Raw genomic sequence first — 16,313 nt, forward strand, 5'->3', positions numbered from 1 at the left:
AGTGAGAAATAAGTGCTTTTTATTTAACCACTTATCAACACTTAAATATACATTGGAGAGTCCTTGCTGACACTTACTCCTTAAGTGCGTTGGTTTTGGCGCTCAAAATTGGTTTAAGCAGGTATTCCAAAACGGTTCGCTTACCTGTGATGATATCGACTGAAGCCGTCATACCTGGAATGATTGGCAAGTCTGCATCCTGTCCAAAACTGGTTTTCTCAGTTCGTACACGCACGATATAGAAGCTGTTGCCTTCCTCATCTTGTGTGGTGTCGGCACTGATGTGCTCCAGTTCCCCTTCAAGACCGCCGTACTTGGTAAAATCGTACGCGGTGAATTTCACGATGGCATGAAGGTCAGGGCGCAAGAATGCGATGTCCTTCGGTGCAATTTTGGCTTCAACCAAAAGGGTATCTTCAGTTGGGACGATTTCGACGATGTCCATACCCGGTTGAATAACGCCGCCAACGGTGTTGACGTTCAATGTTTTGATAGTGCCTGTCACTGGAGAAACTACAACGGTACGATTTACGCGGTCTTCCAAGCCCACAGCCGATTCCACGAGCGCAGAAAGTTGGTCTTGGGTGCTATTGAGCTTCTCTTGTTGTTCAGAACGGAATTTCAGTGCAACATCAATACGATTAAGCATGGATTCGCGGATACCAGATTTGATTACGGGAATCTTCAGTTCACTGGATGTCATTTCGCGGCGTGTGTCGTTCACCTGACGCTGTAGTTTCAACAGTTCGATTTTAGGCACAACGCCTTCATCTGCGAGCGGCTTGGTAATGTCTAACTCTTTCTTGGCAAAACGATAGCTCTGGCGCAAGTTACTCACACGTGCTTGGATCTCAACCAGGTCTTGCTGCTTTTGCTTTACTTGTTGGTCGATAACTGAAATTTGGTTACGCAGATTATCTAGGTCTTCTCGGTATTCCGCTTTTTGGCGTTGCGTTAGGCGAGGTTGATTTTCTTCAAGCGTTGGTGGGAATGTCAGTTTACCGTAGTCAAGAACGACATTTTGTTCCCAGTTGCTGTCATCGAAATCGCGATTGACTTCGACACTACTGATCGACGCAGAAAGTTGCAGTACGGAAGCCGTCAAGTTGGCAACTTGTTGTTCACGTTCACGGAAGTCTGAGCGGAAACGCGTGTCGTCAATCAATAACAACTGCTGACCTTTTTCGACTCGTTGACCTTCCTTCACCAAGATCTCTTTGACCAAACCACCTTCGAGGTTTTGTACGACTTGGATTTGAGAGGAAGGGATAACCTTGCCTTGCCCTACGGTTACTTTATCGATTTGCGCCCACGACGCCCAAGCGATAGCCGCAACAAAGAATAACACCATCACCCACAGCATTAAGCGGGCACTATTTGGCGTATTTAGAAGCAATGCAGCGGTTTTGTCGTCAACAAAATCCAGCTCTTCGCTGCTTAGTTTGTTGTAGTTGTCTCGGCTCATCACATTCCTTGTTTTATAAAGACGGTTTATCTTTTTGATCTTATTATTATTAACGGAGCATGTCAGCATACTCAGCTAATAAAAATGTGTGAAAGGGGTAAGTCCCCCCTCATTTACTGTGCCTTGAACTTTGTTTTGTCCAACTGATGTTTTTTTAGTTTGTCGTACAAGGTTTTGCGCGACACTTGTAATTCTAGTTGAACCTCTTTGAGTCTGCCTCTATGTCGTTGCAAGGCATCAAACAACAAGCAATATTCAAAGTGTTCTGTGCGTTGGGTCATACTTTGGATTTCAATGCTTTTTTCGCTGTTCCAATCCTCCATACGAAACGCGTCCGGTTTCAATGCCCTTAATTCGGCAAACTGCCTCAATTGTTTGATATTTTCTGGCCAATCGAGTTCCGTAATCCGCTTCACTTCATTCAGACTAATCTGAGGGGGTTGGAGCTGATAGCGACTCGCTGCATGACGCACGAAGTGTTTGTATAAGGGACCGATGTCTTCTTTGCGTTCATTCAAATTCGGCATCCGAATCATCTTTACTGAGCTTTCAATGCCTTTGTCGACGGTGTTTGCAGCACCAAATACGCGTTGCAGTTTCGGGTGGTTAAACAAGCATTGCCACTGTTTTTCCGATATATGCTCGGCGCTGTGTAAGTACAAACTGCAATGGCTTTTACCGTCTGTAAGATGATGTATGGTTTTGTCTAATGCTTCATGTGAAAGCTCATATAAGTCTTCACCGGATGCGGCAATCAACTCACTTTCTGCGGTCGCATGGATATCGTGAGCAAACTGAGCAGCGAGTCTTCGCCCTGTGCCATCTTCACCAACAAAAATGAGCGGCTGGTGGAGTGGGGCGCTTATCAGCGCACGGCGAATGTCGACCATAGCTTGACTGTGACCAATCATTTTTGGACCGACATGGGTTTGCATGTCGAGCTCTTTCTTCAGCCAGACGTTTTCTTGCAATAAGACCAGTTTATCGCCGGCATTGTTGAGCGACTTTAATAGTTGCTCGGTAGAGAATGGCTTTTCAAGAAAGTCATACGCACCGCTCTTCATCGCTTCGACCGCGGTTTTTACATCACCATGCCCAGTTAATACGATAAATTGAAAGTGATTATTTTTGCCTAACAGGGTGCGCATGAGCTCTAACCCATTCATCACTGGCATGTGGATATCGGTGATGATCAGTGCTGGCGTATTGGGATCAATCACGCGCAGCGCTTCAACTGCATTTGGGAAGCAAGTGACGTCAATTCCTTCAATCAATAACGCTTGAGTAACTGCATCACGAATATGCGGCTCATCATCGACAAAGAAAACAGGGTTATGCATGAGAGTCTTCCTCTGCTGGATGAAGTGAAACGAGAGGTACGCTGACGACAAAAGTCATCCCACCGGATAGCTGAGATTGTGTGTCCATTTGATGGCGAGCGTGACGGGTATAATCGGCATCGTTATCAGCATCATCGCTATTAGCATCATGATTATAAGCGCTGAGTGAGCCTTGATAGCTCTCCAAAATGCGTTTTGAGATGGTTAAACCCAGTCCGAGCCCCTCTGGCTTGGTGGTGTAAAACGGGTCGAAAATCTTAGCTAAGGCGTGTTCTGACATGCCGGGGCCGTTGTCAGAAACCAAAATATCGCAGTTACTCTGGTCACACTGCACGGCAATCGAAATCTGTGGGTCGATACAATACCCTTCCATAGCTTGAGCTGCGTTGTGGAATAGATTGATCAGCACTTGCTCAAGCTCGACGCTGTGAATCGCGAGTTTTACGTCGTATTCAATGGCTGGCACTTTAAGCGTCACTCCCTGTTTGATCAGCTTACTGCTCAGAATACGTGTCGCGTTGTGCACCGCATCGTGTAGAACCGATACCTCACTGTGTAGGTTGTCATCCGTCTTACGCGTGAAGACCTTTAAGCGTGCAATGACTTCGGTCATGGTATCGTTGAGCGACAGCATCTTATCCAGATTGTCCGCCACCATTGGGTAACGCTCCATTGTCATTAAACGCTGCGAGTTTTCGGTGTAAGTCCGCAGCGCAGCCAATGGCTGATTGATTTCGTGATTAATGCTTGCAGACAGTTCACCAAGTAGCGCTAACTTTGCCGCTTGAGTTAGCTCTTGTTGCGTTTGCTTCAGTTCTTGTTGGCTCTGCTCATATTGATGCACGGTTTGTTGTAACTTGTGGTTGGCTTGGCTGAGGATGAAAGTTCTCTCTGTTACCTTTTCTTCCAAGCTGGCATTGACATTGGCAAGACGTGCTTTGTTGACCAGCATTTGGAACCATGCCAACGCAATTAACCCCACGAGCGCATACAGCAGCAGATAAACTATGTCGGCTTGCAATACAGCGGTGAAGACTTCTTGTTGGCTAATCAGTGCAATGACGCGAAAACCTTTGTCAAACAGATTGGTCGCGTAAGCAAGGTAGTTGGGTGACACCAAGAGTTGGTTGTTTTCAAACTGATTGACTCCGCTTTGCCCAGTGAGCTCGCCACGATATTGAGGAAGGGTATCACCGTATTGTTGAGTTTGATTGAGCTCTTGTTTTGCTTGTTCAGATAATGGGAACAGAGCACGATAGCGCCAATCGGGCAAGTTACTCATGAACACCACGTCGTGCACACCCGCAACCAGTAAATCGCCATCGTCTTGTGCCAAGCGCTGTTCTAGTTGCTCTAAATTGACTTTAACTGTTATTACGCCTGCGACTTCGCCATCGACCCAAAGTGGCGATGAGAAGAAATATCCGCGCTTATTGGAGCGAACCCCGAGGGCAACGTATTGAGCCTTCTCCCCATTTAATGCGTGTTGAAAGTAAGGACGAAAGGCAAAATTAGAACCGACGAAACTGTCGTCTTGTTGATAGTTGCTTGATGCGATCACCAAACCGGTTTTATTGTGCACGTAAATAGTGTCAGCGAGGCTTTGTGCTAACCAATCAGCGAGCAATAAATTGAAGGATTCTGACGGTTTACCCTCTTTGACCGCTGCGAGTAATCTTGGGTCATGGCTGAGCAAGTTCGGGATTTGTTCAAACTTTGCCAGTTCATAATCGATTTCCTGTGCAACCTGCGAAGCTTGAGTTTGCAGCTTATTTTGCCACTGATCATGTTGATGCTGGGTTGCGTATTTATGAGTCAACATCAGCCCGACCAGACCGATGGCGAGCAAGACCAATAAAAAATGGCGCAGAGCTTTGGGGTTAAGTAGGTTCACGATTGGCTCACTAGTTTTTAACGCCATGTTATCAAAAGGCATTTAGTGATGCTGTGAGCTGCTGCGACAACGTGACATAACACAAAACCGCAATCAGGGTTCTTGCTTGCTTTCCTTGAATTTCCCTATCATCGGGCGCACAATCGACAAAAACGAGTGAAGGAGTGAAGATGGAACTTGCTGATATTCGTCGTGAGTACACAAAAGGTGGCCTGCGTCGTAAAGATTTAAAAGCAGATCCGATTGATCAATTTAACCTATGGTTAGAGCAAGCGGTACAAGCAGGGTTGACTGATCCAACCGCAATGACGGTCGCGACAGTGGACGAAAATGGCATGCCGTTTCAACGCATTGTGCTGCTGAAAAACGTCGATAAAGATGGCTTTGTGTTCTACACCAACTTGGGCAGCCGTAAAGCGCAGCAGCTTGAGCACAACAGCAACATCAGCCTGCATTTCCCATGGCATCCACTTGAGCGTCAGGTTCACATCACAGGTGTGGCAGAAAAGCTAACGCCGATGGAGAACATGAAGTACTTCACTTCTCGTCCGAAAGACAGCCAATTGGCTGCGATTGCGAGCAAACAAAGTAGCCGTATTTCTGCACGTGGTGTATTGGAAGGTAAATTCCTAGAGTTGAAGCAGAAGTTTGCCAAGGGTGAAATCCCGATGCCATCCTTCTGGGGTGGTTTCCGCGTCAAGCCGCAAAGCATTGAATTCTGGCAAGGTGGTGAACATCGTCTGCACGACCGTTTCTTGTTCTCAAATCAAGAAGGCGAGTGGGACATCGATCGCCTTGCGCCGTAATGGCTTTGACAAAGAGATAAAAAACACCGCCTCAATAGGCGGTGTTTTTGTGTTTACCCAATGGCGAATCAACGTTCACCGTTAAGCACGACAGAAAGCTGATGTTTAAGCAGGGTTTTCGGCACAATCGATCCGTAGCCTGCCTCCATGGCTTTGTCGATAAGTTCGTTCTTACTGTTGGCTTCAAACTTAGTGCGCAGACGAGCAACATGCCCTTCTACGGTCTTGGTTGAAATCCCCATGACCTGTGAGATGAATTGCGGCTTTTTGCCATACAGCAACAAGAACAGAGTCTCTTGCTCACGGCAGGTCAGCTTTTCTGGCTCGGGTTTCAGGTTAGAAAAACGAAAGATGGACTGCTGGTTGGGCGTGCCACCGATGGCTCTGCATACCCAATATCCCACTTCGATGACGGCAGTATCAGTAAGTTCGCGACCATAAAATATGGTGCCAATGATGTTGCCGTCGTCGTCTCGCCAAGGCGTCTTAGTAAAAATATGCGCTCGCCAATGACCATCTGGATAAGGGTGGATATCAAGGATCTTTAGCGACTCGCCTGTTTCAATTACGTGCCTATCTTGTTCTTGAAACTCTTTTGCACATTCAATGGTAGGGCTTGCGACCTCAAAGTCTGTTTTGCCTATACAGACTTCAGGTGAATCGTAGCCTATCAATTCTGCGTATTCCTGATTCACATAGCGGAATACCGAATCTTTATCTTTGCATCCCCAACAACCCGGTAGCTGTCGAAGGAGCGACTGTTCTATGGTATTGACTGGAATATTCACAAGGGACTCACTACTGCTACATATCGCCTGCTTGATTGCAGGTCAGTATTCTCACTTCGCTTATCCCGCGTTTTTATTACAACACTGCCTTGATCATGCTTTCGAGAATCGCGCCAGATGGAACTGGAAGAGAGAAGGTCGATCAGGATAACTCAGCGTGATGATTAACGTCAGGATACGGTGAGATGGTCGATATATTATCAGCTTATGCCATTGTTTTCATTGGCGTGAGACAAAAAAAAGCCAGCCTGAAGACGGGCTGGCAACACAAGATATAATCTTGTCGACGTGTAGAAGAGGTTCTAAATTACATAGCGAGGGTCTGCTAAGTAAGTTAGAGGTATCAAGTAGATACCGATGAGCTCAGGGTCGTATGCATCCTAGAGCTCGAGGTCTAATGTATTGAATTGTGAGCATATTAGTAAGGGGGGAAATCCCTCTATGCCCCTGTTTTTCGGGCATTTCGTGCGCTTTCGATCGTAGTTTTTACCTTGTTGCTTACATTGATGTGCATTTCAACCCCAAAGATCTTTGCTATTGGCTTGTCTCATCTTTGGTAATTTTTGCTATCTGTCCGTTTTTGTTAAAAAAATTGGTTGCACATTGACCGTAAGTTCCTCTTACATGATCATCGTTCCGGAACTATGATCATGTAGAGCGCAATGATCGTGTTGATTTGATCTTGTGCGATTGGATTGGGGAAGATTTGCAACCCAACAGAGAAGGTATATGATGCCAAGATATAAGCCGACCGTGTAAAGACGACTGTTTGAAATGAGTGATTCAGATAACCCGAAAGCCCCGCTATATAAAGAGATCATGCTGCCTAAACCAGCAGAGTTGATCACGCTTCCGTCTTATATGGATTGCCATGATCATGCTTACACACAGATCGTGATCGGTTTAAAGGGACAAGCAGAATTCGAAGTTCGTGGTCAGGGCAATTTGGTTGGTCCGGGGCAAGGTTGCATCGTAACGGCATCTTCTGATCATGCTTTCGGTGGCGTGATTCATCAATCAGACATCTTGGTGCTTAATATGCCAAAGCCTGCCAACGATGATCCTGAGATGTTGCAAAAAATCAATAACCTAGAACGCTCTCATCTTTACTTCCAATTGGATGGTCAGATTCAAAAGCTGATTCAAATGCTGGTGCAAGAGATGCGTAATCATCCAGACGATTTACTGCTTAGCCGTGCGTGTAATGACACCGTGATCGCTCTTATGCAGCGTCATATATCAGCATTTGAAACCTCAAGGAAAGAGTCACGCTTTGATCTGGAAGCGATTGACCGTTACATCGAACAGCACTTGAGCCACAAAATCAGCGTGGCGCAATTGGCTGGCAGCGTATTTTTGGGTGAAAGCCAATTCCATAGCTTATTCAAAGATCAGATGGGCATTACGCCGCATCAGTACGTGCTCGGCAAACGCATCGATATGGCGCGCGATTTGATTGAACAAGGTCACCTAACGTTGGGGCAAATTGCCGAATTCACCGGTTTCTCAAGCCAAAGTACTTTCACTCATACCTTTACTCGTTTACAAGGATTATCACCTTCTCAGTATAAGAAACAGGTTGGCTAACACTGCTCATCAAGTTGCTTATTTGAGCGAAGCCGCGTATGAGTCGCGGCTTTTTTGTGCTTGTGTTTTGCACAGGAAAGTCGAACTTTTTTGCGTAATTCTCCGGAAAATTTCAATGTTTTTGTCCATTCCTCACAAAAGCGCAATCTAAATCCTTCTTATTCAAACAGAAATTGCTCAAAACCCGCCTGCTTTTGTTGTAAATGACATGCAAAGATGAATTTTTACAACACAATATATTATGTATTTGCGTGTGACTATGTAGATGTTTTGTTATAAAAGCGAGTTTTTAGCAAAAAGCTCGGAGTTTTTGACAAGTATTCTTCTCGGGCTCAAAATACACTGCCAGCCATTGATGATCCTCGAAGCGGTTTTCGAGGAGAGAGATTGAGGAAAACGCATGTTTACAGCAACGAACGTGTTAACACCGGAATTTATCGAGCAGCCGCTTGATAAATTGTGGTCACTGATCTCGCCATTGTACATGGTGGACGAGTCTCAATGGCTAGAGCAATTATTGCCACTAGCAACGCCGACAGCGGAAGAAAAATCGGCAATCACGACCCAAACAACCCAGCTTATCGAAGCCATCCGTGCGGATAAAAAGTCAATTCAGATGATTGATGCGCTATTGCTGGAATACAGCTTAGATACTCATGAAGGTATCTTGCTGATGTGTCTTGCAGAAGCATTGATGCGTATTCCTGATTCAGCAACGGCGGATGCGCTGATTAAAGATAAGTTAAGCGTTGCTGACTGGAAATCTCACCTTAAGAGTTCTGATTCTGTCTTCGTTAACGCTTCAACTTGGGGCTTAATGCTAACAGGTAAAGTGATTGGTCTTGGTGAGCAGGAAACCCAGAGCCCAGGTCAGGCTGTAAACCGTCTGGTAAATAAATTCTCAGAACCTGTGATTCGTAAAGCCATGTATCAGGCAATGAAGATCATGGGTCATCAGTTTGTACGTGGTCGTACGATTGAAGAAGCGCAGAAGAACGGTCGCCCAATGCGCGACAAAGGTTTCACTTACTCATTTGATATGTTGGGTGAAGCGGCGCTGACCACAGCAGACGCAAGCAAGTACTTCAAAGACTACCTAATGGCGATCGAAGCCGTTGGTCGTGAAACGTACGGCAGTGACACAAGCCCTGCACCTTCTGTTTCTATCAAGCTTTCTGCACTTCACCCACGTTACGAAGTGGCGAATGAAGAACGCGTGATGACAGAGCTTTACGACACCTTAACGCAACTGCTTAAGCGCGCTATTGAGGTGGATGTTGCCATCACGATTGACGCAGAAGAAGCGGACCGTCTTGAGCTGTCACTCAAACTGTTTGAAAAGCTGTACCGCAGCGACCTAGTGAAAGGCTGGGGCAAGTTTGGTCTAGTAGTTCAAGCCTACTCGAAACGTGCACTACCTGTACTCGTATGGCTAAACGGTCTAGCGAAAGAGCAGGGTGATCTGATCCCACTGCGTCTAGTAAAAGGCGCGTACTGGGACAGCGAAATCAAGTGGTCACAACAAGCAGGCTACGAGAACTACCCAGTTTACACGCGCAAAGAAGCGACGGATGTTGCTTACCTAGCGTGCGCGCGCTTCCTACTAAGCGAAGGCGTGCGTGGCAATATCTTCCCGCAGTTTGCTAGTCACAACGCACACACTGTTACGGCGATTGCTGTAATGGCAGAGCACAAAGATTACGAATTCCAACGTCTGCATGGTATGGGCGATTCGCTTTATAACCATGTGATGGACACTTATGGTCAGCCAGTACGTATTTACGCGCCAGTCGGTAGCCATGCGGACCTCCTGCCTTACTTGGTTCGTCGCTTACTAGAAAACGGCGCGAACAGCTCGTTTGTGCACCGTTTGGTGGACGCGCGTTGTCCAATTTCAGAGCTGACGCATCACCCTGTTGATGTGCTGACCTCGTTTGAGACCTTGCACAACGGTCAAATCCCAATGCCAACCGGTATCTTCCCAGAGCGTAAAAACTCATATGGTGTCAACGTTGATATCGACAGCGAAGCGAAGCCGTTTGAAGCACAGGTTGAAAGCTTCCTGAATCAGAAGTGGACTGCGGGTCCGATCATCAACGGCGAAAAACATGCCGAAAGCATGATCAAGGAAAACTCCGCAGAGATCATTACTGCCCCTTACGATCGCCGTATCGAAGTGGGTCAGGTGGCTTTCGCAAGTCTTGATCATGTTTCCGCTGCAATCGAAGCGGCTGATGCTGCATTCCCAGAGTGGAAAGGCACCGCGATTGAACAAAAAGCAGTGTGCCTAGATAAGCTTGCGGATCTGATGGAAGAAAACTTGGCTGAGCTGGTGGCGATTTGTCACCAAGAAGCAGGTAAGACGATTCATGACAGTATTGATGAAGTGCGTGAAGCGGTCGACTTCTGTCGTTACTACGCGAAACAAGCGCAAAATCTTCAGCCGTTTGAATTGGAAGGTTTTGATGGTGTGAAGCGCATTTCAAGCCGTGAAGGTTTGGGTGTATTCGTTTGTATCAGCCCATGGAACTTCCCACTCGCGATTTTCCTTGGTCAAGTCACAGCGGCATTGGTTGCAGGGAACACAGTTGTGGCTAAGCCAGCTGAGCAAACCAGCTTAATTGCGGCGCGTGCGATTGAATTGATGTTAGAAGCCGGCTTCCCAGCGGGCGTGATTCAGCTATTGCCGGGTCGTGGTGGTGAAATTGGTCATGCACTAACATCTCACGATGCGATTGCAGGTGTGGCATTTACTGGTTCGACAGCAACAGCGCAGCGCATCAACGTTACGCTTGCCGAGCGTAACGCGAAGCCAGTCCCGTTTATCGCTGAAACTGGCGGTCAAAACGCCATGATTGTGGATAGTACGGCACTGCCAGAGCAAGTTGTGCGTGACGTGATTCGTTCCGCTTTCGCTTCTGCTGGTCAACGTTGTTCTGCTCTGCGCGTTCTGTTCGTTCAAGAAGACGTTGCAGATCGCATCATCAACCTTATCCAAGGTGCAATGAATGAACTGCATGTTGGTATCCCTTACCTGCACAAAACGGATGTGGGTCCGGTTATCGACAGCAATGCAAAGAACAAACTCCTTGCTCACCTAGAGCACATGACAAGTACGCAAACCAAAGTTGCTCAATTGCAGTTGGATGAAGCGTGTCAGCACGGTGATTTTGTATCACCAAGTGCGTTCGAAATCTCGGGCATTGATGTTCTGAAAGAAGAGCAATTCGGTCCTATCTTGCACATTGTTCGCTTTAAAGCGTCTGAGTTGCCAAATGTGGTTGAGCAAATCAATCAAACCGGTTTTGGTCTCACAATGGGCATCCACAGCCGTAACGAAACCACTTACCGTTGGATTGAAAAACACGCTCGTGTGGGTAACTGCTACATCAACCGTGATCAGGTTGGCGCGGTGGTTGGCGTTCAGCCATTCGGTGGTCAAGGTTTGTCGGGTACGGGTCCGAAGGCTGGTGGTCCTCACTACCTATACCGCTTTACTAAACAACATCTTGTTCAAGCAGAGAAGGCGTAAGGAGTCGCATTATGGTTCATCAGATCACGTTTTTTAAAGATGCATTCTCTGCGTGGGAGCAGTGGAATCTGACCGATTTTGATTACAAATGTGAGCATTTGCTGGCATTTAAATCTGCGATTGAAGAGCAGCATAGCGTGGTTGGCAAAGTGGTGTCTTACCACTTGCAGCAAGCGTCTACTCTGTTAGCAGAAACTCATCAGTTAGTGGGGCCTACGGGTGAAACTAACGAGCTGTACGCAGCGGGTCGCGGTGTGGCTTTGGTTGTTTGTGAAAACAATCTAGCAAATACCGAGAACGCTCTGAACAGCACATTTGCAATGATCACCTGTGCTCTGATTGCAGGCAACAGCGTGGTGATTTGTAGTGACAATACAGAGCTTACTCAATTGGTTAAGCATGCTGTGGCGTCAGCAAACTTCCCATCTAACTTAGTCCAAGTGGTTGCGTACGATGCGTCTTCCCCGTTGTTAGACAGCGACGTACGTAGTGTGGGTTATGTTGGGCATTCACAGGTTGAGCATGCGCTTAACCTGCAACTGGCTAAGCGTGACGGTGCCATCGTCGGCTTAGTTTCTGAAACGGATTTAGAGTCACCGACATTGACTCATGATCCTCATCTGTCGTTGCGCTTCATTACCGAGCGTACTCGAACGATAAATATTACAGCGGTGGGCGGTAACGCGACTCTACTCGAGTTGGGAAGCGACTCCCACTAACCTGACTTGTGATACCAATCTGAACCAAAAGAGCCTGAGAGCTTACTCGGGTTGGTATCTCTTACTTTGATGTATTGCTGCGATGGCAAAATATCAAAGCAGGCAAGGAAGGAAATAATTATAACGAGGACTATCAAATGATAGAAAATAGCTTTGCTATCACGACCACTTTTGTGGCGTACTTACTAATTATGGTTGCCATTGGCGTTTACGCGTATAAGAGGACTTCCAATTCATCAGACTACTTCCTAGGTGGTCGTAGCCTTGGTCCATGGCCAGCGGCACTTTCTGCAGGCGCATCAGACATGAGTGGCTGGTTGCTACTTGGTCTTCCGGGGTATGCATATGCAGCAGGTATTGAAGCGTTCTGGCTAGCAGGTGGTCTGCTTGTGGGGACATGGCTAAACTGGTTAATCAGTGCAAAACGTCTACGTACGTACAGCATTCAAACTGATGCGCTAACGCTGCCTGAATTCCTGTCGCGTCGCTTTAACGATAAGTCGAAACTGATTCAGACAATCTCTGCGTTCTTCATTCTTCTATTCTTCCTTTTCTACACCAGCTCAGGCTTGGTAGCAGGGGGCAAACTGTTTGAGACCGTATTCGGCTTGGATTACAGCATTGCCGTTATCATTGGCACGGTGTGTGTGGTTTCTTACACGCTATTCGGTGGTTTCTTAGCGGTATCTTGGACGGACTTGGTGCAAGGTCTATTGATGGCAGCTGCACTAATGATCGTGCCAGTTGCTGTGATGGATGGTGGTCTAGGTCAATTGGCGACGGACATGCACAACATTAACCCAGAGCTACTAACGCTATGGAACGATACGAAAGGCGAGCCTCTATCGGCTATCGCGATCATCTCGTTGGTGGCATGGGGTCTAGGTTACTTCGGTCAGCCACACATCCTAGCGCGTTTTAAAGCTTCTCGTTCGAACAAAGACCTAACAACAGCGCGTCGTATCGCTGTAGGTTGGACTGCGCTTTCTATGGCGGGCGCAATGCTAGTTGGTCTTGTTGGTCTAGTGTGGGTAACAGGTCACCCTGGTACGCAACTAGAAGATGGTGAGAAAATCTTCATGCTATTGGTGAACACGGTATTCCACCCAGTGATTGCCGGTATCCTATTGGCGGCAATCCTAGCGGCGGTAATGAGTACTGCGGATTCACAACTTCTAGTATCGTCATCTGCTCTAGCAGAAGACTTCTACAAGCAAGTGATTAAGCCAGATGCAACGTCTGAAGAAGTGGTAATGATTGGTCGTGTAGGCGTTATCGTGATTTCTCTTATCGCGCTATTCCTAGCAATGACGCCAGACAGCTCTGTTCTCGGTCTTGTATCTTACGCTTGGGCAGGCTTTGGTGCAGCGTTTGGTCCAGCAGTTGTGCTTAGCCTTTACTGGAGCGGTATGAACCGCAACGGCGCACTAGCAGGTATCCTAATCGGTGGTGTGACTATCGTGGTTTGGAAACAGCTAACAGGCGGTTGGTTCGATGTGTACGAAATCGTACCGGGCATCATCTTCTCAACGATTGCGATCATTGTTGTAAGTAAGTTGACTGGTGGTGCAGCGCAAGAAGTACTTGAGCAACACAAAGAATACGAGAAGAAATTGGTTGAGCTAGACTAATTCCTCTCAATTAAAAACAAAGCCCGCGTTCGTCGCGGGCTTTTTTGTGCTTACTCGATGGTGATTTGAATGACCCGTAATACCTCAATTCGAGAATTTCTGAGGTATAGTAAAAAACGTGTTGACCCGTCTATCAGTGTAGGGCTGATGCTATGTCTGTACCGACAAAAGGAGCCACTATGCTAACCGTAACCCAACTGGCCAGAGAGTGTGGACTCTCTCGTACTACGATTCTTTACTATGAACGTGAAGGCTTGCTAGCGCCTGCACATCGTTCAGAAAACGGTTATCGCTGGTATGGAGAAAAAGAGATGCAGCGTTTAAAAAACATCTCGTCTTATCGTTCTTATGGGTTACCGATTTCCAGCATACGCACTTTGTTGGCACAGAAAGGCAAATCTCAAGCGGAGATCTTGAAAGACCATTTCAATGAACTCGAACGCGAGATTCAAAACCTGCGAGCGCAGCAAAAAGCGATCGTGGTGCTATTACAAGAACCACTGCTGATAGAGGATAATATTGTGACTAAAGAACGTTGGGTACAAATCATGCAAGCGGCGGGCTTCTCTGAAAGCGACATGGTGACATGGCACCAGAAATTTGAAGAGATGGAGCCTGCTGAGCACCAAAAATTCCTTGAATCTTTGGGTATTGAGCAAGACGAAATTGTGCGCATTCGCGCTCTATAATTAGCGCTTAAGCAGGACATTAAAAACCGGTTAAATAAAAATAAGCCTCTTCGTGAGGCTTATTTTTTATAACAGCTTACTTAATCATAAACTGCTTAGAAACGGATCTTTGAGTAAACCACAGTGTTACTCAATTCCCCTGAGGTAGAGAGGCGGTCGTGTCTCAACTCACCTTCAAAGTCATAACCACAACGCTCTGCGACAGCACGGCTTTTTAGGTTGGTTGAATCTGCCATAATCGCAATGCGTCTTGCACCGAGGTCTTCAAACGCGTAGCGCTCTAGCTCAAGCACCGCTTCGGAAATGTAGCCGTTGCCCACCGCGGCATCATCCAACCAGTAACCGATTTCAAACGACGGCACTTCTTGATCACGAATCATTAAGCCTACTGCACCAATTAAACGGTCGCTTTCTTTTTCAATAATGAAGTAACGCAACTCCCCTTCAAAACTTTCAAAGTTGGCGATGGCTTTTTCTGTCCCCTCAATCATTGCTTCTAGTGTGAGCACATGTGGCACCCAAGGAAGATACACTTCGAGTGTCTTCTGGCTACGCAGTACTGCTTGGTGTGCTTCTTCTGCACGTTCTAAACAAGCAGGGATTAGCTTAAGACGTTTCGTTTCCATATCGGCTCTCCTTTGGGTGAAAAATGAAAGAAAAATCATTTAAGCAGATGTACTTAGAATGATCTAGTTGTTCGTATACGCGGCGGCGATTTAAAGGTCTAGTGGGTCTAAATCAAGAATCGGCAACAAAGTATACAAGCCAAGGCAGTTCGCCCTTTGGGAGCATGTCATTGACTCGATTGCTGCGTCAAACAACTTGGAAAGAGCTGGCTATTACGCTGCGTTGTTTTCCTTGACCTCGAGTCAATGACAACGCTCTGAATCCTGCATCATGAAGTCATTTGGGTATACAATATTATTCACTTGGTTTGTTTTGAAGAACCTGAGAGAATCGTAGGGTTATTAAAACCACTAGGTTCACTATGAAACTTTTAGTAAGAAACTTGGCTCGTCAAACGACTGAGCAAGACATGCGTGCACTGTTTTCTGCACACGGGAAGGTAGAGCTTTGTACATTGGTTCTTGATCAAGAAACCGGCTTATCAAAAGGCTTCGGCTTTGTGATCATGCCAGATGAAGCAGAAGCGATTTCTGCACTGGAAGCGCTGAACTTGACCAGCGTAGCGAAAAGCAAGATTCGCGTGAAAGTCGCTCAAGACTAAGAGAGAGAAAAGCCAGCATCACTGCTGGCTTTTTTGTATTTCAAGAGAGGAAACGAGCGCTAATCGCATTGGCACATAACGAATTCCTTCTTTCTCGCAGAGATCATCGGTAGGTTCAAAACCGTGCTTGTGATAAAACGAAACTGCGTTGGGGGCTGAACGAAGACGCACATAACTTCTTGGCTTATCATGGGTTGAGTCCAGTATCGTATCGAGAAGTTGTTTACCCAAACCATGGTCTTGAGCTTTGGTTGCGACGAATAAGTGGGTGAGATAGTTATCATCTTTTAAAGCGGCAAAGCCAACCACTTTACTGTCGTGGAACGCCGCTAAGGCAAAGAAGTCTGGATGCGTTATTGCTTGTGTCACATCTTGTCCGACTCTTGCGAGAAAGCGCTGTTTTCCTTCTTCGGTAAAGTGCTCAAGGATGTGGCGTTGTGTAACTTTAGAAACCAAATCCGCCACTTGTATATACCCAAGACAGCTCGCCCTTCGGGAGCTTGTCATTGCCCCGCTTTTTTAATTAAACCAATGGCTGCGTCAAACAACTTGGAAAGAGCTGGCTATTACGCTGTGTTGTTTTCCTTGAACTCGAATCAATGACAACGCTCTGAATCCTGCATCTTGAAGTCAC

Annotated in this window: 13 protein-coding genes; 7 read left to right on the top strand and 6 right to left on the bottom strand. The window is 46.6% G+C overall.

All coding sequences use genetic code 11. The annotated features are described in order from the left end of the window. Window positions 1–73: 73 nt before the first annotated feature. The 3 genes from MHO32_RS09045 to MHO32_RS09055 all read right to left on the bottom strand — a co-directional run bounded on the left by MHO32_RS09045 (window position 74) and on the right by MHO32_RS09055 (window position 4,741). Window positions 74–1,465, bottom strand: a complete 1,392-nt coding sequence (locus tag MHO32_RS09045; protein ID WP_005449876.1) for an HlyD family type I secretion periplasmic adaptor subunit — start codon at window positions 1,463–1,465, stop codon at window positions 74–76. A 113-nt stretch (window positions 1,466–1,578) separates the two neighbouring features. Next, complete coding sequence (locus MHO32_RS09050; protein WP_239211307.1) at window positions 1,579–2,805, bottom strand: sigma-54-dependent transcriptional regulator; 1,227 nt, start codon at window positions 2,803–2,805, stop codon at window positions 1,579–1,581. After that, window positions 2,798–4,741 (bottom strand): sensor histidine kinase, encoded by a 1,944-nt coding sequence (locus MHO32_RS09055; RefSeq protein ID WP_239211310.1) that lies wholly within the window; start codon window positions 4,739–4,741, stop codon window positions 2,798–2,800. The genes MHO32_RS09050 and MHO32_RS09055 overlap by 8 nt, the downstream gene beginning before the upstream one ends. 128 nt (window positions 4,742–4,869) lie before the next feature. On the opposite strand from MHO32_RS09055, the gene pdxH reads away from it, so the two are divergent. After that, entirely contained in the window at window positions 4,870–5,505 is a 636-nt protein-coding gene (pdxH, locus tag MHO32_RS09060) for a pyridoxamine 5'-phosphate oxidase (RefSeq protein ID WP_005449881.1), read from the top strand. A 68-nt stretch (window positions 5,506–5,573) separates the two neighbouring features. Here pdxH and MHO32_RS09065 read toward each other — a convergent pair whose 3' ends face one another. Next, complete coding sequence (locus MHO32_RS09065) at window positions 5,574–6,293, bottom strand: helix-turn-helix transcriptional regulator (RefSeq protein ID WP_009702374.1); 720 nt, start codon at window positions 6,291–6,293, stop codon at window positions 5,574–5,576. 774 nt (window positions 6,294–7,067) lie between these two features. Between MHO32_RS09065 and MHO32_RS09070 the strand changes: the two genes are divergently transcribed. From MHO32_RS09070 to MHO32_RS09090, 5 genes are all read left to right on the top strand, one after another. Beyond that, on the top strand, window positions 7,068–7,880 hold the full coding sequence (locus MHO32_RS09070; RefSeq protein ID WP_005449884.1) for an AraC family transcriptional regulator: 813 nt from the start codon (window positions 7,068–7,070) through the stop codon (window positions 7,878–7,880). A gap of 400 nt (window positions 7,881–8,280) precedes the next feature. Continuing rightward, window positions 8,281–11,412 carry a bifunctional proline dehydrogenase/L-glutamate gamma-semialdehyde dehydrogenase PutA gene (gene putA, locus MHO32_RS09075; RefSeq protein ID WP_239211313.1) on the top strand — a complete coding sequence of 1,044 codons (3,132 nt, stop codon included), beginning with the start codon at window positions 8,281–8,283 and terminating at the stop codon, window positions 11,410–11,412. 11 nt (window positions 11,413–11,423) lie between these two features. Beyond that, entirely contained in the window at window positions 11,424–12,131 is a 708-nt protein-coding gene (locus MHO32_RS09080) for a 1-pyrroline-5-carboxylate dehydrogenase (RefSeq protein ID WP_005449886.1), read from the top strand. Window positions 12,132–12,268: 137 nt separating this feature from the next. Next, a complete protein-coding gene (gene putP, locus MHO32_RS09085) occupies window positions 12,269–13,762 on the top strand; it encodes a sodium/proline symporter PutP (protein ID WP_005449887.1) in 1,494 nt (497 codons plus the stop codon). A gap of 179 nt (window positions 13,763–13,941) precedes the next feature. Continuing rightward, complete coding sequence (locus MHO32_RS09090) at window positions 13,942–14,451, top strand: MerR family transcriptional regulator (RefSeq protein WP_239211316.1); 510 nt, start codon at window positions 13,942–13,944, stop codon at window positions 14,449–14,451. Between the two features lie 95 nt (window positions 14,452–14,546). On the opposite strand, the gene MHO32_RS09095 is transcribed toward MHO32_RS09090, so the two are convergent. Further along, on the bottom strand, window positions 14,547–15,077 hold the full coding sequence (locus MHO32_RS09095) for a GNAT family N-acetyltransferase (RefSeq protein ID WP_005449889.1): 531 nt from the start codon (window positions 15,075–15,077) through the stop codon (window positions 14,547–14,549). 362 nt (window positions 15,078–15,439) lie between these two features. On the opposite strand from MHO32_RS09095, the gene MHO32_RS09100 reads away from it, so the two are divergent. Continuing rightward, complete coding sequence (locus tag MHO32_RS09100; RefSeq protein WP_005449890.1) at window positions 15,440–15,679, top strand: RNA recognition motif domain-containing protein; 240 nt, start codon at window positions 15,440–15,442, stop codon at window positions 15,677–15,679. Window positions 15,680–15,697: 18 nt separating this feature from the next. Here the strand turns inward: MHO32_RS09100 and MHO32_RS09105 are convergent, their stop codons facing one another. Beyond that, complete coding sequence (locus MHO32_RS09105; protein ID WP_239211318.1) at window positions 15,698–16,144, bottom strand: GNAT family N-acetyltransferase; 447 nt, start codon at window positions 16,142–16,144, stop codon at window positions 15,698–15,700. Between the last annotated feature and the right edge of the window lie 169 nt (window positions 16,145–16,313).

The organism is Vibrio sp. MMH1-50, assembly GCF_022347645.1.
GTDB classification, from domain to species: domain Bacteria; phylum Pseudomonadota; class Gammaproteobacteria; order Enterobacterales; family Vibrionaceae; genus Vibrio; species Vibrio harveyi.